The following is a 17900-nucleotide window of genomic DNA, read 5'->3' as shown; positions in this document are numbered from 1 at the left end:
TCGATGTACAGCACGCCTCGCTCGTTCAAATGGACTTCTATCCTGCTTGCGGTCTCGCTCGCGCTGACGCTGGCGCTTGCCGCTTGCGGCAACAACAATAACAACGGCGGCGGCCAGGCCGCTGCCGGAGATGCGAGCCCAAGCGCCGCCTCTCCCTCCGCTTCGCAAGCGGACGGTTCGCCTTCCGCCGCCACGCAAGGCGGCGAGCTGACCTATGCGCTGGCCACCTCGCCCGACACGCTCGATCCGCAGCGCAGCGGCCTCGCGGTCGCCGTCCGCGTCATCCGCACCATTTACGACAATCTCGTCGTCAAGCTGCCCGACAACACCATCAAGCCTTGGCTCGCCACCGAGTGGACCGAGTCCGAAGACGGCCTGAGCTATACGTTTAAGCTGCGCCAGGACGTCAAGTTCCAGGATGGCACGCCGTTCAACGCGGAAGCCGTGAAGTACAACTACGACCGCATTCTCGACCCGGCTACGAAGGCCGCCAACGCGAGCGCGCTGCTGAAACCCTTCAAGTCGGCGGAGGTCATCGACGAATACACGGTCAAGCTGAACCTGGAGACGCCTTCGCGCGCCTTTCTCGGCAACTTGAGTCAGGCGCTCCTCGGCATCGTATCCCCGACGGCCGCGAAGAAGTACGGCGATCAGTTCGGCAAAAATCCGGTCGGCACGGGGCCGTTCAAGTTCGTCAAGTGGGAGGAAAACGCCGAGATTACGGTCGAACGCAATCCCGATTACAACTGGGGACCGGAGATCGTCGACAACAAAGGCGCGCCCTACCTCGACCGGGTGACCTTCAAGATCGCGCCGGAGGAAGCGACGCGGATCGGCAGCGTGCAGAGCGGCCAGGTGCTGGCGGCCGAGACCGTGCCTCCGCAGAACATCGTCTCGCTGAAGAGCAATCCGGATTTCCAGGTGCTGCAGGCCAACACGATCGGGCTTCCTTATACGCTGTTCATCAATCAGGAACACGCGCCATGGGGCGAGACCAAGGCCCGTCAAGCGCTGCAATACGGCATTGACATCGGCGCCATCGTCAAGACGCTGTACCTTGGCACCTACGACCAGGCCTGGTCCGCGCTGACGCCGGGCGTGCTCGGTTACGACGCTTCGCTGGAGAACGCCATTCAGCCCGACGTGGAAAAAGCAAACGCGCTGCTTGACGAGATCGGCTGGAAAAAGGGCGCGGACGGCATCCGCGAAAAGGACGGCAAGAAGCTCACGCTTCGTTACGTCGACGGCTCGCCGAACCGCGAGAAGCGCAACGATATCGCCGCCATTATCCAGCAGCAGCTGAAGAAAATCGGGATCGACACCGAAGTCGTCATTACGAAAGACATCCTGACAGAGGTATTCACCAACAGCAACTACGATCTCTATGGCAACAGCCAGGTCAACGGGGATCCGAACGCGTTGTCGGCCTTCTATCACACGGCGCCGAAGGGCGCACTCGGTAACCTCTCCAAAGTTTCCGATCCCGAGATCGATCAATGGCTGGAGCAGGGCGCCGTGGAAAAAGACGATACGAAACGCGCCGAGCTGTATAAAAAAGTGCAGCAGCGCATCAAGGACGAGGCGATCATCCTCCCGATCTACGTATTCCCGTATACGGTGGCGGCCTCCAAGTCCGTACAGGGTCTGAAGTTCGACCTGCTGGGCTATCCGCTGTTCAACGACGTCAGCCTGGCCAAGTAAAAGGGACGGAAGGGGTAATAAGCGATGCTCAAAGCCGTGACCGGACGCATACTCTCCTCCCTCCTCGTCATCGTCGGCTCGTCGGCGCTCGTATTCGTCATCATGTACCTGCTGCCGGGGGACCCGGTAGCGAGTATGATCGACGTCTCGGGCGCCTCGCCCGAGACGATCGCGAACCTCCGTCACCAGCTCGGAATCGACCGCCCCTTCCTGCTGCAGCTTGCCGATTATTTCGGCAAGCTGCTTCGCGGCGACTTCGGCCAATCCGTGCTGAACTCGGAGCCCGTGCTGCCCAAGATCGCGAAGCATTTCCCCGCGACGCTCGCCCTGGCGGCTTGCAGCGCCGCCGTTTCGGTCATCGTCGGCGTGCTCCTCGGCGTGCTGTCGGCGATTCACCGCAACAAGCCGATCGACCTCATCGCCCGGATCGTCGGGCTGCTCGGCATCTCGATGCCCGCCTTCTGGACCGGCATCCTGCTGCTGCTCATCTTCTCCATCCGCCTCGGATGGTTCCCGGCGATGGGCTCGCACGGCTGGCGGACGCTCGTTCTGCCCGCGCTTACGCTCGGCCTGATCGGCGCCGGCTTTATCGTCCGCATGGTCCGCAACAGCATGCTCGAGGTCATCGGCGACGCCTTCGTCGTCACGCTGCGCGCCAAGGGCTTGTCGGAGCGCGCCGTCATGTACCGGCATGCGCTGCGCAACGCGCTCATTCCGGCTGTCACGATGATCGGCGTGCTGGCCGGCGAGATGCTGGCGGGCACCGTCGTCATCGAGACGGTGTTCTCCAGGCAGGGCATCGGCCGGATCATCGCGGACGCCATCATGGCGAAGGATCTGCCGGTCGTGCAGGGCGTCATCCTGTTCTCCTCGCTCGTGTACGTCGTCGTGAATCTGCTCGTCGACTTGTCGTACGCGGTCATCGATCCGCGGGTGCGGCGGTCGGCCTAGAGCGGCGGAGGCAGTGAGGTGGCGATAGTTGTTAAAAAGCAGTTAATCCGGCGCGCGCCCTCTCGTTTTGGCGATTAGTTGTCAAAAGGCAGTTGTTTCGTTCATTTTGCCCCTTTTCGTGCGAAAGTCGGCGGATTAGCTGCCTTCTGGACCTTATTTTATTAATTCAGCCGGCCACCCGAAGAATTAGCTGCCTTTTAACCACTATTTTTTCTGGCCGGTGGCGGCGCGCGTGATCTGCGTCATCAACTGCCCATACGCATTCGGTCCATACAAAGAAAGGACGTGAAACCTGATGAGACAATCTACGGCCGCCGAGGCGGTGCTGCAGCGGCGGAAGTGGGAGCTGCCGGCCTATCGCGGACGCGCAAGGCGCATCAAGCCGGCGGATCTGTTCGTCTACGCCGCAGGAGCGCTAATCCTGATCATCGCGATCTGCGCCGCTTTTCCGCAGTGGATCGCCCCTTACTCGCCGACGGACATGATGCTGGACGCGATCATGCAGGGGCCGAGCGCCGCCCATCCTTTCGGCACCGATTATTACGGTCGGGATATTCTCAGCCTCGTCGTGTACGGCAGCCGGGATTCGCTGTACATCGGCTTTATGTCGGTATTGGTCGGCGGGCTCGCGGGCGGTGCGATCGGTACGATCTCCGGCTACATCGGCGGCGCGGTGGATGCCGTCCTGATGCGGGTCGTGGACGTGTTGATGACGATTCCCGGCATCCTGCTGGCGCTGGCGATCGCCGCCGCGATGGGACCGGGTCTCGGCAACATCGTGCTGGCCGTAGCGGCTGCATCCGTACCCGGCTACGCCCGCGTCATGCGCGGACAGACGATCAGCATCAAGAGCCGTCCGTTCGTGACGGCTTCTCGCGCCATCGGCGCGACGCCCTTCGCGATTTTCTGGAAGCATGTAATGCCCAACTCGCTCTCCCCGCTGCTCGTCATGGCGACGCTCGGCATCGGCACCGCGATCCTGACCGGCTCCGGCTTAAGCTTTCTGGGACTCGGCGTGTTAAAAGAAATTCCCGACTGGGGCGCGCTGTTGTCGCAAGGACGCGGCTATCTGACGGTGGCGTGGTGGATCTGCACCTATCCCGGCCTAGCGATCACACTGCTTGTGCTGGCCGTCAACATCGTCGGAGACTGGCTGCGCGACCGGCTCGATCCCAAGCGCAAGGAAGGCTGAGCGGCCCGCCGACGAGTCGGACCTGGCCGAGGACGTCCGGTCCCTTACACAGAAAGGAGTCTGCCATGCAAAGCCTGCTAGAGATCGAACAACTGTCCGTCGGCTTCCGCACGAAGCGCGGCTTCCTGCAAGCCCTGCACGACGTTTCCCTGACGATTGCTCCCGGGGAAACCGTCTGTCTCGTAGGCGAGTCGGGCAGCGGCAAAACGGTCGCCTCCAAGGCGGTCATGCGGCTCGTCGACTACGAGAACGGGCATATCGAAGGCGGTCGGATCGCGCTGAACGGGATCGATCTGACCGCGCTTACTCAGAGCGAGCTGCGCAGCCTCCGGGGCAAGCGGATCGCGATGATCTTCCAGGAACCGATGGCCGCATTCGACCCCGTCTACACGATCGGCTACCAGATCGTCGAGACCATCCTGCGGCACGAGCGCAAGACGAAGTCCGAAGCCAAAGCCCATGCCGCTAGCTTGCTCGCGCGGGTCGGCATCCCCGAGCCGGAGCTTCGCATGAAGCAGTACCCCGGCGAGCTGTCGGGCGGCATGCTGCAGCGCGCGATGATCGCGCTCGCGCTGTCCTGCGGCCCCGAACTGCTCATCGCGGACGAACCGACGACGGCGCTCGACGTCACCATTCAGGCGCAAATTCTGCATCTGCTGCAGGAGCTGAAGGCCGAATTCGGCATGTCGATTCTGCTCATCACGCATGACCTTGGCATCGCTGCGCAGATCGCCGACCGGATCGTCGTCATGTACGCCGGCCGCATTGTCGAGCAAGCGACGGTCGCCGAGCTGTTCGCGCAGCCGCATCATCCGTATACGAGCGGCTTGCTGCGTTCGGTGGCCACGCTCGACACGGAAAAGGGCGATCGGCTGTACGCCATCGCGGGCAGCATTCCGAGCCTAAGCAAGCTTCCGGAGGGCTGCGTGTTCCATCCCCGGTGCCCGCATGCGACCGACCGGTGCCGCGCCTCGGCACCGCCGCTTAGTCGGCGCGGCGACCGCGAGGCTGCCTGCTGGCATGCGGATGCGCTGCTGCAGGATGGTGCGCTGAGCGCTCGGGATGTACGCGAAGAGACTGCGGTTCGCGGCGTGCCCGCAGTTGCGGCGACGGAGCGAAGTGCGCTCGTCGGCGCAGCGTCGGATCGCAGCGCAACCGCACTCTTGGTGCGGGATGGCGGCGCGCCCTCGGACGATCTCCCATTGTCGGAGACGGCGCACGGCGTGTACGGGAAAGCTGTCGAGGAAATCCGACCGGCGCGGGCGGATCAGGCGAAGGCCGGGAGCATCGAGTTGTTTAAAGTGGAGGACGTGTGCAAGTATTATCCGATCAAGCGGGGATTCCCCGGGCGTTCCCGGACGTTCGTGCGTGCGGTGGACGGCGTGTCCTTCTCCATCCGGGAAGGCGAGACGCTCGGCCTCGTCGGCGAATCGGGGAGCGGCAAATCCACGCTTGGCCGGCTCCTGCTGCAGCTGGAACCCGTCACGTCGGGACGCGTGCTGTTCGAGGGGAAGGATCTGACTCGCCTCGGCGCCTCGCGGCTGCGGCAGACGCGCAGGCATATGCAGATGATTTTCCAGGATCCGTACGGCTCCCTCGATCCCCGCTGGAATGTAGGCGATCTTGTCGGAGAACCGCTCGCCGTCCATCACGGACTCTCCGGAAAAGAAAAGAAGCAGCGCGTCGAGGAGTTGCTTGCCGCCGTCGGCCTCGACCACGGGATCGTAAACCGGCATCCCCATGAGTTCTCGGGCGGTCAACGGCAGCGGATCGGCATCGCGCGAGCCATCGCGCTCCATCCCAAGTTTGTGCTCGCCGACGAGGCCGTGTCGGCACTGGACGTATCGGTGCAGGCGCAGGTCGTCAACCTGATGCAGGACCTGCAGCAAAAGCTGGGGCTGACTTACCTGTTTATCGCGCACGGTCTGCACGTCGTCCGTCATATCTCGGACCGGATTGCCGTTATGTATTTGGGCCGCATCGTAGAGATTGCGCCGAGCCGCGAGCTGTTCCGACGTCCGGCCCATCCATACACGCGAGCGCTCATCGAATCGATTCCGCACCCGGACCCGCAGCTTCGGACCGAGCCCGCCGCCATCCGCGGCGAGATCCCGTCTCCGGCGCGTCCGCCGGCAGGCTGCAGATTTCACACCCGCTGCCCGCTGGCGACGGACCGATGCCGATCCGAATCGCCGGAGCTGCTGCCCCTGGACGGCGATCGTTCGGTCGCCTGCCATTACCCGCTGCAGTAAGAGGGGGCCTGTGGGCTGGGCTGTAAGCGAGAAGAGCACCGTTGGAGCGGCACAATCGGTGGCAACGAAGACTGCAAGCGACAAAACCACTGTTGCAGGGAGGGCGATTAACGTGGGAAAGTAGATGAAACGGTCTATTCATCTTAAAGGAGGATGTTATAAATGAGTCTGCTCGATCGATTGTACGAGGAACTGGCGAGCGCAGAGGCGGAGATCATCGGCTGGAGGCAGCATTTGCACCGTCATCCCGAGGTCTCGTTCACTGAGCGCCGCACGCCGGCGTTCGTGGCGGACAAGCTGCGGGAATTCGGCATCGAAACGCGGACGGGCGTAGGCTGGCGGAAGGAGCTTGATCTCGCTGAAGAAGGTGCTGACAGCTTGCCCGGCGGTGGCGTAATAGGCTATATCCGCGGCGGACGCCCCGGTCCTACGCTGGCGCTGCGCGCCGACTTTGACGCGCTGCCGATTCAAGACGAGAAGGATGCGACTTACCGCTCTACGGCGGACGGGGCGATGCACGCCTGCGGCCACGACGGCCATACGTCCGTGCTGCTCGGCGTCGCCCGCGTGCTGCAGGCACACCGCCAAGAGCTGGCAGGCAACATCGTACTGCTCTTCCAGCACGCGGAGGAAAAGCCGCCGGGCGGCGCCCGGTTCATGATCGAGGACGGCTGTCTGGACGGCGTCGACGAAGTTTACGGCATCCACCTCTCCTCGGAAATACCGCTTGGCCGCGCAGGCCTTCGCGCAGGCCCTGCGATGGCCGCCGTCGATGCTTTTAAGATTAAGGTCATCGGCAAAGGCGGGCACGGCGCGCGTCCCCATGATACGGTCGACGCCCTCGTCATCGGCAGCCAGATCGTAGGCGGCCTGCAGCAGATTGTCAGCCGCAGGGTGAACCCGCTTGCCTCGGCAGTCGTATCGATCGGCGTGTTCCGCGCCGGAACCGCCTTTAACGTCATCGCTGGCGTCGCGGAGATTGAGGGCACCGTCCGCACCTTTGATCCGGCGCTTCGCGCGAGAATCGAAGCGGACGTACGCGCGATTGCAGGCGGCATCAGCACGGCCGGCGGCGCAAGCTGCGAGATCGAATACGCCAACGGCTATCCGCCGCTCGTCAACGATCCCGACAAGACCGAGACCGCTCGCCGTGCCGTCGCGGAGGCGCTCGGCGAAGAGGCGTTCATCGCGCTCGATCCGGTGATGGGCGCGGAAGACTTCGCGTATTACCTGGAGCAGCGTCCGGGCGCGTTTATCCATGTCGGCGCGCGCAACGCGGAAGAACGCACGCAATTTCCGCATCACCATCCCCGCTTCGACATCGACGAACGCGCGCTGCTGCACGCCGGCAAGCTGTTCCTGGCACTGTCACTGGCTGAACGGCCGACCGCCTGACGGCATGACGAAGCACCGGGAACGCATACGAACGGGATTCGCCCTGCCCGGCGCAGCCTGGTATGTCAAAGCCGGCAAACTGGCTTAGGCCGGTGCCGGCTTTTCCTCCTCCTGCAGCTTGTTCATCTGCGCGATCCGATCGTCGACGGCTTCGTCAACCCGACACGGGCCGTAATTCCGCTTTTCCCGGCTGACATTGATCATGCGATTGTTCTTGACGGCCGGCAGCGCGCTGTACAAGGGCTCCCTGAACAGTTCCGTCAACTCCGCCATCTCCTCATCGCTCATCGACGTAGAAATAGTAATCCGCAGGACTCGCCACGAAGGCTTCTTGCGAGAGAGCGGTACCGCCATCCGCATATTGCTTTAATGCCTCGGGCAGCTGGAAGCCATGCGCCGGCATGCGGTAAGGCACGAACGCCTCTCCCCGCCTCAACAACGTCGCGAGCCGAATATCAAGCAGCTTGACCGGCACGCTTGCCCAATTGCCGATCGTTTCGGATTCTGTCACGTGGACGCTCCCCGACACGCATTCGCAGATTTATTTCTATATGATTGTAGTGCGATTCTCACGCCTGCCCTGTCTCCCGCAGCGCCTGCTGGTGGTACATCCGCAGCACCGCATCCTCCATCGGCGGGTTGGACAGACCGAAGCGGATGTCGCGGAAAAGCCGTTGCAGCGGATGCGTCTGGGCAAGCCCATGCGCGCCGGCGATACGCAGCGCCTTGTCGGCGACGGAGAGCGCGGTACGGATCGCGAATACCTTGACCGCGCCTAGCTCGGCGATGCCGGCGGCCTCGTCGGCGACGGGATGTTCCCATCGCGCGGCGACGCTGTACATAAAATGCCGCGCCGCTGCCAGCTCGATGTCGATCTCGCCGATGAGCGTGCCGATGTGCGGTAGATGGATAATCGGCCGGTCGAGCGTATTGGGCTGATAAGAGGCCGCGAAGGCGAGCGCTTCTTCCCGTGCGGCGACCGCAGCGCCGAGATAGCAGGCCGGCACGTGCAGCAGGTTCGGGTTGGCCGGAGGACTGCCGCGCCTGCCTGCCGATGCGCGGTAGACGAGGGCCTCTTCCGGCAGGACGACGTCGTCCAGCACGAGATCGTGGCTGGCCGTGCCTCGCATGCCCATCATGTTCCAGACCGGATCGACGGATACGCCGGGCGTGTCCATCGGAATCAGGAAGTCGGCCGCTTCCTCCGTATCCCCTTCAATCAGGGTCGTGTTGACGACGACGAGGTCCAGTACCGGCGCGAGCGATGTGAACGTTTTGCGCCCCCGGACCACGTACCCGTCTCCATGCCGTTTGGCCGTCGTCTGCATTTTGCCGCCGCGGGTCGGACTGCCCGTGCCCTTCTCCGTCGCCGCGCGGTTCATCAGCTTGCCTGCCGCGACCGCGCGCAGGAACGGTGCGAGCTTGTCCTCGCTCCACGACTTCTTCGCGGATAGGTCGGCCACCGTGCTCACATGCCAGCCGATCGCGAGCGCCAGCGCCGGATCGCCCATCGCGATCCGCTCCTGGTAAAGAACCATCTCGTAGACCGACATGCCCTCGCCGCCATACGCACGCGGCACCGGCCATCTCGTATAACCCAAAGCGCGCAGCTTTTCCGCCGATTCGAACGCGAATCCGCCTTCCTGATCGACCGCTTGGGCAAGGGGCTTGAACGAATCCGCCAATTCGCCGATCAGTACGAGGCGCTCCCGTTCGGCTTCCGTTCTCGCAAAGGTGTCAGACATCGCATGTTCCTCCACTTCGTATCTGGTCTCTATGTTGCTTATGAGCCTAGCATGTTATGGAGGGTGGATCAAGCGGCGTCTATGCAGAAAGACAGCCCTGTGGTAACAGGGCTGTCTTGAAGGTAATACAGGAAATAATTATTCGACACTTACGCCCGCACTCGCATACCCGGTAACCGTATTGACCAAACTCAGGCCGTTAGCTGTAGCGGTGTAGACCATCAGCAGCCGGGTCTGCGCCGTCACGGGAATGCTGAGCCCCGTCGTAATCCCGCTCGCAGTCGTGCCGATGGCCAGTACGCCTGTCATAGCAGGCGCAAGCGTCACAAGCGCGCCGGGGATTGGCGTGAATGTATTGTTCGGCGTCGCAGATGCATACAGCTGTGCTGTAATGGTTACCGTGCTACCAACGAGATTTAGCGCTGCAGTGCTAGTAAAATAAGCGCTGATCGACTTAATCGTGCCATCTCTCGGCATGCTGAAACCGAAGTTAAGCAATGTACCTGCGGCACCAGTCAGATCGATAATACCGCCAAACGCGGAAACGCCTGAGACAGAATTTCCGAATCCAATCAATGCGCCCGTGCCTTGAAGGCCCCCTACTATGGTCGTCACCGTTACTGGTAGGCCGGAGGCGTAGGGGATGATCGTGGCTGCGCCGGCCGGGCCTTGTGCACCAGTATCGCCTTTGTCACCCTTCGGGCCTTGCGCGCCGGTTGCCCCAGCAGGTCCGGCAGGACCTTGCGCGCCGTCCGCGCCTTTGGCTGCGATAAGCAGATAGTCAGGAGAAGTACCCGGCGTGCCTGTTGGCCCTGCAATAAGCGCAACATATGTGGATCCGTTATAAATTACCACTCGGTACTGCGGATACAAAGAAGCCTGCACGGCGTTGAATGCCACTGCGCCTTCAAGGCCCACGCCAGTTGCGCCGGTTGCTCCGGTTGCGCCTGCAGTGCCAGGGTCGCCCTTATCTCCCTTCGCGCCAGTGGCTCCGGTTGCACCCGTGTCGCCTTTGTCTCCTTTCACGCCGGTTGTTCCGGTTGCGCCTGCAGTGCCAGAGTCGCCCTTATCTCCCTTCGTGCCAGTGGCTCCGGTTGCACCCGTGTCGCCCTTATCTCCCTTCGCACCGGTTGCGCCCGTGTCACCCTTATCTCCCTTTGCGCCAGCAGCTCCGGTTGCACCCGTGTCGCCTTTATCTCCTTTATCACCCTTCGCGCCCTTGGCCACAATCAGCTTATAATCCGCCGACGTATCCGGCGTACCCGCAGGCGCAGCCTTCAGCACGATGTAAACCGAACCGTCGTACAGTACGATTTGATACTGCGCATAGTTCGCGGCAGCCGAGGCGTTGTAATCCACGGCGATGTTCAGACCGACGCCGTCCGCGCCTTTCGAGCCGGTTGCACCCGTGTCGCCTTTATCGCCCTTGTCGCCTTTATCACCCTTGTCGCCTTTCGCCCCTTGCGCGCCGGTCTCGCCCTTCGTGCCCGTTCCGTTACCGGTCGCGGTGTCACCAAAGCTCAACTTCACCGTCTGCGTCTGCTGGTTCCATCCGATATCGGCGCCGAACGCCGTCGCGAACAGGCGGACCGGAATCAGTACGCGTCCGTCCTTGACCTGTGCAGGCGCTTGCAGGCTAACCGTCTGAACGCCGCTGTCCGTCGTGACCGTAGCGGTATTTTCGCCAGCCTTGACTACTACCTTAACGCCATCCTTGACCGCAGTAACCGTTTGCGAAGCATTGTCCCAGTTGACGCTTGCGCCGAGAGTGCCGTTGATGTCCTTCATGGGCACCAGCACGGTGTTGTTCACCAATACAGGGGACACTTCGTATTGGATATTCGAGCCGTTGACGTTAAGCGTCACACCGCTGGCGGCGCTCACGGGAGCGGCAACCAGGGTAGCGGCGAGCAGCAATAGGCCCGCGGCGGTTTTCGTTTTCTTCTTTAACACGAATTCATTCCTCCAGACAATGAGTTAGATGATAACGAGAATATTGCGGATAGCACTGAAAATCTAGATTTTCCCTAAAACCAAGTTATATTTTAACAAAAATCGACAGATTTTTATATGAAATAGATGTGCCGTCTTTTCGAAACCTACTTTAAAAACTGTGGATATGCACTTCCCATGCCATTCATATGACACCCCCTGCACCCTTTTTGCATGTTCAACCCGTTTAGGGGTATGAATGTGTATAGAGAAATTCGATTGGCGAAGGGCGGTCGGACCGGCATGGTACGTGTATTAGTGGTAGACGACGAGGCGGGTATCTCGGAAGCGGTAGCTTACGCGTTGAAACGCGAGGGATACGAGGTCGATACGGCTGCGGATGGCGTGGAGGCGCTCGAGAAGGTGGAGGCCCAGCGGCCGGACGTGATGGTGCTGGACGTGATGATGCCGCGCATGGGCGGGTATGACGTGTGCCGCAAGCTGGAGGGCAGGGATCGTCCGGCCATTCTGCTGCTTACTGTTAAAAACGATATTGTAGATAAAGTGCTGGGGCTCGAGCTGGGGGCGGACGACTACATGACCAAGCCCTTCGACATCCGCGAGCTTCTTGCACGCGTAAAGGCGCTGTCACGCAGGGTGCAGCCGGATCACGCGCCGGCTCAGACCGTGCCGGCCGATGCGGAGACGGTGCGCCTCGGCGCGCTGGCGATCGAATCGCTCTCGCGCACGGCGCGCGTGGACGGACAGGCGCTCGACCTGACGCCCAAGGAGTTCGACCTCTTGAAGCTGCTGGCGGCCAATCCGGAGCGTGTGTACACGCGAGAGGCGCTACTGGAACTGGTGTGGGATATGGACTTCGCGGGAGGAACGCGGACGGTGGACATTCACGTCCAGCGGCTGCGACGCAAGCTCGGAGACGCACAGAGCCTGATCCAGACGGTGTTCGGCGTCGGCTATAAGAGCGCCAGGCCGTCGGAATGAGCCGCGGCGTGCGCATCGGTCTTCAGGGCAAGCAGTCGCTGCTGCTCGCGCTGCTGCTGGCCGCCATTGTCGCCGCGCTCAGCTTGCAGGTGCTATCGGGCATTAGGGACGACCAAAAGCAGCGGCTCGAGCAGACCTTCGCGCGCCAAGCCGAGGCCGCGAACCTTCGCGTGCGCGACGCCTTCCTGACCGGCGAACGCGTCGAGGCGAAGCCCTTTATGGAGAAAAACGCACAGCGGCTGGCCGTCGACCTGGGCGAGCTGAGCGGCATGCCGGTCACGCTCTACGATACGGACGGCGTCCTGGCAGGCACGTCGCTGCCGATTCAACCGCGGACAGATGCGTCGGACGCGCTGGCCTACACCGCCCGGGGGATGTCCGCTTATATTACGGAAGGCGACGCGCTCTTATACCTTGCCCCGCTCTATAATGCCGACCAGCTGCTCGGTACGGTACAATTCCACGCGTCGCTCGCCGACCAAAATGCGTTTTACGAGCGCATCCGCGATCTGTTCCTGTACGCGGGGCTCGCGGTGCTCGCGGGCGGCTTCCTCGTCGGCTATCTGTTCGTCCGGCGCCAGGTAAGCGTCATCCGCCGGCTGAATCGGGCGACCCAGCAGATCGGACGCGGCGAGTACCTGTCCGCTGCGCCCGTGAAGCGGCGGGACGAGCTGGGCGAGCTGGCCGAAGGCATCTACGACATGAGCGGCAGCATCTCCTCGTCGGTCACGCAGCTCCACGAGGAGAAGCGCAAGCTGATGGATGCGATCGCGCGGCTGACGGAGCTCGAGCGCCAGCAGAAGCAGTTCATCGGCAACATCAGCCACGAGCTGAAGACGCCGCTGACCTCAATCCGCGCCTACGCGGATCTGCTGGAGATGTACGCGGACGACCCGGCGCTGCTCGGCAAGGCAAGGGAGCGCATCGGCATGGAGGCCGCGCGGCTTTACGATTTGGTTGAAAAGGCGCTGCAGCTGTCCGCGATGGACGTGTACGATTTTGAAACGAAAGCCGTGCAGGTCGCTCTGGCTCCCTTATTAAAGGAAGCCGCCGAGCGCATCCGGGTCAAAGCCGACGCCGCCGGCATCCGGATGACGCTGGATCTCCAGGACGGCGGCGTCTGGGCGGATCCGGACAATCTGATGCATATCGTGTTAAACCTGCTGGACAATGCGGTCAAGTACAATGTGCCGGGCGGCGCAGTGGCGCTAAGCAACCGGCTGACGGATGGCGCAGACGGCGAGCCGCGAATGATCGTCGAGGTCGCGGATTCCGGCAGAGGCATTCCGCAAGATGCGCAGTCGCGCATCTTCGATCCGTTCTACACGGTCAGCGGCGACCGTTCGCGCGCGACCGGGGGGACCGGACTTGGATTGTCGCTCGTCCGCAGCCTCGCGGAGAAACAGGGCGGCACCGTTCGGCTCGCCGAATCAGGCCCTGACGGCTCCCGATTCGTGCTCGAGCTTCCCGTAAAGGAGCCGCAGCGCGAGTCGTAAACGGCGCTCCGAATTGTTTACAACTTCGATACATGCCGGATATGGCTTCGATATATCGCGATTCTATACTGATCTCAAGACAGGGACGACGGACGCAGGGCAGCGCGGTAAGGGCGCCTCGCCGCAGCTGCTCCCTGGCGAGATCCACATCAGTCAGGAGGACCTGTCATGCCGAATAAAAAAGGAGAGATCGCCGTTAAGCTCACGGTCTTGCTCATGCTCGCATTCGAACTCACGGCCTGCAGCGCCAAAAACGGCGAGCCGATCCCCGTCGCCTCAGACGCAAGCGCCGGACAGACGGACGACGCATCCGCTGCGCAGGGCGCCGGCGGCGGACGCAAGCTCACTGTCGTTAAGGAAACGGACGCACCGAAGCGTACGGACGTGGCGATCGAGCGCATTCACCGCTTCGAAGGCGCCGCGATCGACGCCTGGCTCTCGGACGACGCGCTCAGGATTACGACGACGAAGCTCGAAAAGCCGGGTACTGATACGGAGGAAGCGAAGTTCAGCTACACGGCCGAGACCGTCGACTTGACGAACGACGCCCGCAAGCCCGCGAAGCTGGCCGAGACGGAAGGCGGCACGGCGGCGCTCGTGAAGGAGAGCCTCTCTCCCGACGGCAAATTCGCTTTCGTGCAGCAATGGAAAGACAATTATACCGCCCGTAACTTCGTTAAAAATGTCGCCACCGGCGGCATGACCGAGATCCCGGGCGCCAACTATCTGGAGTCGGGCGGCTGGGTCGACGAAGGCACTTACCTCCTGGCAGCGGGTTCCATGGACGGACGCGGCGACATCCTGGCCGTCAAGACGGACGGCACCGTATCCAAGATGGCGCTGGAAGATCCGAAGACCGAGCTGTTTACGAAGTTTACGGCGTCCCACGGCAGCGTCTACTACACGGATCAGGCGCAGAACCTGAAGACGCTGGCCTACGGAACCGCGACGAAGCCATCCGTGCTCGTCTCCGGCGTATCCGGCTTCGAGATCGCATCGGACGGCGTCAGAATTGCCGTATCGACGAGCCCCGGTCAGGACGGCACGACGGCTCGCCTGCTCCTCTACGGCGCAGATGGACGCCAACAGGGCTCGACGATCGGCACCGGAGATTTAATTCCTTACATGAGCTGGTCCGCCGATGCCGTGAAGCTCGCCTTCGCCGTATACGCGGAAGACCGCAGCGGCATGAACGGCGTCTACCTTTTCGATGCGGCCTCCGGTACGGTCGTGCCCGTCGTCCCGAATGCTTTTCCCCAGTATCCGCTTAGCTGGAATCCCTCCGGCACGAGGCTGGGCGTCACGGCGGCCGGCAAGGGCGATCTGCCCGTCACGGAAATCATCGATTTTAAAAACCAACAAACCCCTTAAGGAGATGGAACTTATGAAAAACAATATGATGAAGAAATCGGTACTCGGCGCCATGGTGCTCGGCATGACGATCACGGGCGCGGCAGGCGTATACGCAGGCACGAATCTGCAGAAAATCACGGCCTATCTGAACAGCAGCATCGGCATCAAGGTCAACGGCTCCGCCTACGTTCCGACGGACGCCAACGGCAACAAGCTCACTCCGATCACGTACCATGACACGACGTATCTCCCCGTCCGCGCGCTGGCCGGTGCCCTGGGCGTCCAATTGACCTTCGACCCGAAGACCAATCAGGTCGTCATCACCACGAATGGCTCGCAGCAAACCGCAGATCTGGCAAGCATCGGCTATACCTCCGCTCAAATCAAGGAGATTCAGACGGCATTCGCGGCATTCGACGGCTTCACGACGCCTTACATGCCGACGCTGATGGCTGCGAACGATACGTATAAGCAAGCTTCAGCAACCGGCGACGGCGTAAACTTCGTTTTCTCGCATATGATCGTGAACGTGTCGCCTCGCGACTATGCTTTCGACTACGAGGGTACGAACGTAACCTTGTCGAACGGCGTCCAAGCCAAGTGGTATAAGCCTTCCGACACCGACATGCTGACCTTCAAGCTCGACGATCGCTACGTGACGCTCAGCTCCATGGACGGCGCCCTGAACAAGGCGCAGCTCGAGAAAATCGCCGTCGGCGTCGCCAAGCAATCCGACAGCACGGCCGGTCTGGCCATCGTCTCCTACAGCGATGCGCAATTCAAGGCCATTAAAGACGCCTTCGCCGGATTCGACGGCTTCACGACGGCTTATGCACCGACGCTCATGGCCGGCAACGATGCCTTCAAGCAAGCCGCGGCTTCGGACGATGGCGTGAACTTCCTCTTTTCCCACATGAGGGTCAGCGTGTCGCCTCGCGACTACTCGGACGGTTACGACAGCACGAAGGTCACCCTGTCGAACGGCGTTCAAGCCAAGTGGTACAAACCTTCCGACACCGACATGCTGACGTTTAAGCTCGACGACCGGTTCGTGACGATCAGCTCCCCGGACGGCGCGCTGAACAAGGCAAAGCTGGAACAGATCGCCGTCGGCGTCGCCAAACTGAAATAAGGCAATCATTCTAAGGAGGCCCGCATCATGAAGATATCTTTCAAAACGGCGTCCTACGGCTTCGTGCTGGCCGGCGTGCTCGTGCTGGCCGCTTGCAATTCCGCCGGATCGGCCTCGTCTAACGGAAACGAGGCGCCCGCCGCGTCGCCTTCCGCTTCCGCATCGGCCCCCGCTTCGTCCTCGGCTTCGGCCGGAAGCGGAACCGATGCGGCGGCCTCTCCGTCGGCCAGCGCTTCGGCGAGCGCATCGGCTCCGGCATCGGCCGCGCAGACCAAAGTCTCCGCCGAGGTCGCAGCTCAGCTCAAAGAGCTGATGAAGCTCGCCAAGGAAGGCAAAGCGCCCGGCATCTCATACGTCGCGCACGATTCGCTCATCGACGACGTGAAGAAGGATTGGGGCAAGCCCGACTCGGACGATATGGCGGGGAAAGGCTTCTACGCCGTATACAGCAAGCATCATGCCGCGTTCGGCTACAACAAAGGCAGCCAGCTCTTCGACATCCGCTCGAGCGACGCGAAGCTGCAGAAGCTGACACTGCTCCAGATCGAGCAGACGCTGGGCAAGCCGTCGTCCACGTCCAAGAACGGCGACGACACGATTTACGTCTATGAGACCGGCAACGAATTTCAGCTGAAATTCGTTATTCCGAAGTCTACGGGCAAGGTGGATCATATCTCGGTCTTCTCGAAGACGGGATCGCGCAACAATATGGCGGGTTAAGAGCCCCGCCCAAAGACCAAGCCGCCAAGGCGCAAGCCCTGGCGGCTTTTTTTGAACGTCTACGCGGCCTCGCGCTTTTCAGACCAAAGCGAGTATCCAAGCCAGGCCAGTCCCAAGCCCATCGGCACCGCCGCGAGCCGGCCGAGCTCGTGCGGGAGCACGGCGGCAGCCAGAGAAGCGACGGCCCCAAAGGCGAGCAAGCCTGCCGCCCCGCGCGATAAAATGCCGGCCCGGAACGTGGCGATGCCGAACAGCAGACCGCCGAGCAAGTAGGCTACGGCCGATACCGGTCCCGCGGCGGCAAGCGCGCCAAGGTCAACCTCGCTGCCCGCTCCGCTTGAAAGCCCCAGGAATCCCTCTACGATCTTCGGCGCGTCGGTCGTGAGCAGCGGCAAAATGAAAGCTTCGACGAAGCTAAGCGCCATGAGGAGCGCAAACTCGAGGCCGAACAGGAGATAGCCTGCCAGGCCCAGCCACCCGGCCTTCTCGACTTGCCTGGCGTAGATCCCCGTGATGCTGGCCAAGGCCAGGAGACTCATCAAGATGGTTAAGTAATGGGCAATGGCCCAAGCGTCGGTAGTTACGGACGAGAGAACATCGGACGGATGAATCATCTGGATGACGATGAACAGAATCCCTGCCAGCATAGCCGCCACGCCTGACCAACGAATGAGGCCGGGGGCGGTGATCTTGTTACCTTTACGCGTCGTGCCCTCAGGCTCGTTCGAACGTTCGGAGCTCGCCCCGACGACGGAGATCAACGGCAAGCCGAGATCGCGTATGTTCCTAAGCAAGCCGTGAAGTGCCGCCTGATCGGCCACCTGGCCGCGAAGGACGGTCGTTCCGTTGCTGTCGCGGGTAAAACTTAACCCTTCGAACCGATCTCCCCATTTGGAATCAAGATGTCCTTTTACGCGAATCTCGTACCGTCTTGGCTCCCCATCGTTCGCCGGAGATCCTTGCGATCCTTCCATTTTGCGCTTCCTCCTTTGTGCTTCCGCTAAGGTTAAGATACAGGTTCGCGCGAGG

15 protein-coding genes are annotated in these 17900 nt (G+C 61.9%); 10 read left to right on the top strand and 5 right to left on the bottom strand.

The features are described 5' to 3' along the window. The first annotated feature begins 3 nt into the window (after window positions 1-3). The 5 genes from ACFSR7_RS07310 (at window position 4) to ACFSR7_RS07290 (ending at window position 7491) form a co-directional block, all read left to right on the top strand. Entirely contained in the window at window positions 4-1701 is a 1698-nt protein-coding gene (locus ACFSR7_RS07310) for an ABC transporter substrate-binding protein (protein ID WP_378160078.1), read from the top strand. Between the two features lie 24 nt (window positions 1702-1725). Continuing rightward, on the top strand, window positions 1726-2652 hold the full coding sequence (locus ACFSR7_RS07305; protein ID WP_378160076.1) for an ABC transporter permease: 927 nt from the start codon (window positions 1726-1728) through the stop codon (window positions 2650-2652). Window positions 2653-2947: 295 nt separating this feature from the next. Then, window positions 2948-3844 (top strand): ABC transporter permease, encoded by an 897-nt coding sequence (locus tag ACFSR7_RS07300; protein WP_378160075.1) that lies wholly within the window; start codon window positions 2948-2950, stop codon window positions 3842-3844. 65 nt (window positions 3845-3909) lie between these two features. Beyond that, window positions 3910-6096: an ABC transporter ATP-binding protein gene (locus tag ACFSR7_RS07295; protein WP_378160073.1), complete on the top strand. Its 2187-nt coding sequence runs from the start codon at window positions 3910-3912 to the stop codon at window positions 6094-6096. 168 nt (window positions 6097-6264) lie between these two features. Beyond that, window positions 6265-7491, top strand: a complete 1227-nt coding sequence (locus ACFSR7_RS07290; protein WP_378160544.1) for a M20 metallopeptidase family protein — start codon at window positions 6265-6267, stop codon at window positions 7489-7491. An 84-nt stretch (window positions 7492-7575) separates the two neighbouring features. Here ACFSR7_RS07290 and ACFSR7_RS07285 read toward each other — a convergent pair whose 3' ends face one another. The 4 genes from ACFSR7_RS07285 to ACFSR7_RS07270 form a co-directional block, all read right to left on the bottom strand. Further along, on the bottom strand, window positions 7576-7755 hold the full coding sequence (locus ACFSR7_RS07285) for a hypothetical protein (protein ID WP_378160071.1): 180 nt from the start codon (window positions 7753-7755) through the stop codon (window positions 7576-7578). A 13-nt stretch (window positions 7756-7768) separates the two neighbouring features. Then, window positions 7769-8002, bottom strand: coding sequence for a hypothetical protein (locus ACFSR7_RS07280; RefSeq protein WP_378160070.1), 234 nt, complete (start codon window positions 8000-8002; stop codon window positions 7769-7771). Between the two features lie 58 nt (window positions 8003-8060). Further along, entirely contained in the window at window positions 8061-9236 is a 1176-nt protein-coding gene (locus tag ACFSR7_RS07275) for an acyl-CoA dehydrogenase family protein (protein ID WP_378160068.1), read from the bottom strand. A gap of 138 nt (window positions 9237-9374) precedes the next feature. Then, window positions 9375-11189 carry an exosporium glycoprotein BclB-related protein gene (locus tag ACFSR7_RS07270; protein ID WP_378160067.1) on the bottom strand — a complete coding sequence of 605 codons (1815 nt, stop codon included), beginning with the start codon at window positions 11187-11189 and terminating at the stop codon, window positions 9375-9377. A 282-nt stretch (window positions 11190-11471) separates the two neighbouring features. Between ACFSR7_RS07270 and ACFSR7_RS07265 the strand changes: the two genes are divergently transcribed. From ACFSR7_RS07265 to ACFSR7_RS07245, 5 genes are all read left to right on the top strand, one after another. Next, a complete protein-coding gene (locus ACFSR7_RS07265; RefSeq protein ID WP_378160066.1) occupies window positions 11472-12170 on the top strand; it encodes a response regulator transcription factor in 699 nt (232 codons plus the stop codon). Beyond that, a complete protein-coding gene (locus tag ACFSR7_RS07260) occupies window positions 12167-13666 on the top strand; it encodes a sensor histidine kinase (RefSeq protein ID WP_378160064.1) in 1500 nt (499 codons plus the stop codon). The genes ACFSR7_RS07265 and ACFSR7_RS07260 overlap by 4 nt, the downstream gene beginning before the upstream one ends. A gap of 168 nt (window positions 13667-13834) precedes the next feature. Continuing rightward, window positions 13835-15037: a TolB-like translocation protein gene (locus tag ACFSR7_RS07255; RefSeq protein ID WP_378160062.1), complete on the top strand. Its 1203-nt coding sequence runs from the start codon at window positions 13835-13837 to the stop codon at window positions 15035-15037. 13 nt (window positions 15038-15050) lie between these two features. Beyond that, window positions 15051-16151: a stalk domain-containing protein gene (locus ACFSR7_RS07250; protein WP_378160060.1), complete on the top strand. Its 1101-nt coding sequence runs from the start codon at window positions 15051-15053 to the stop codon at window positions 16149-16151. Between the two features lie 27 nt (window positions 16152-16178). Then, a complete protein-coding gene (locus ACFSR7_RS07245; protein WP_378160058.1) occupies window positions 16179-16871 on the top strand; it encodes a YjgB family protein in 693 nt (230 codons plus the stop codon). A 59-nt stretch (window positions 16872-16930) separates the two neighbouring features. Here the strand turns inward: ACFSR7_RS07245 and ACFSR7_RS07240 are convergent, their stop codons facing one another. Further along, complete coding sequence (locus ACFSR7_RS07240) at window positions 16931-17845, bottom strand: hypothetical protein (protein ID WP_378160056.1); 915 nt, start codon at window positions 17843-17845, stop codon at window positions 16931-16933. Window positions 17846-17900: the final 55 nt, after the last annotated feature.

Origin of the sequence: Cohnella sp. GCM10020058, from assembly GCF_042683485.1 — a bacterium.
Lineage (GTDB): Bacteria > Bacillota > Bacilli > Paenibacillales > Paenibacillaceae > Cohnella.
This window is presented reverse-complemented; position numbering and strand designations above follow the sequence as displayed.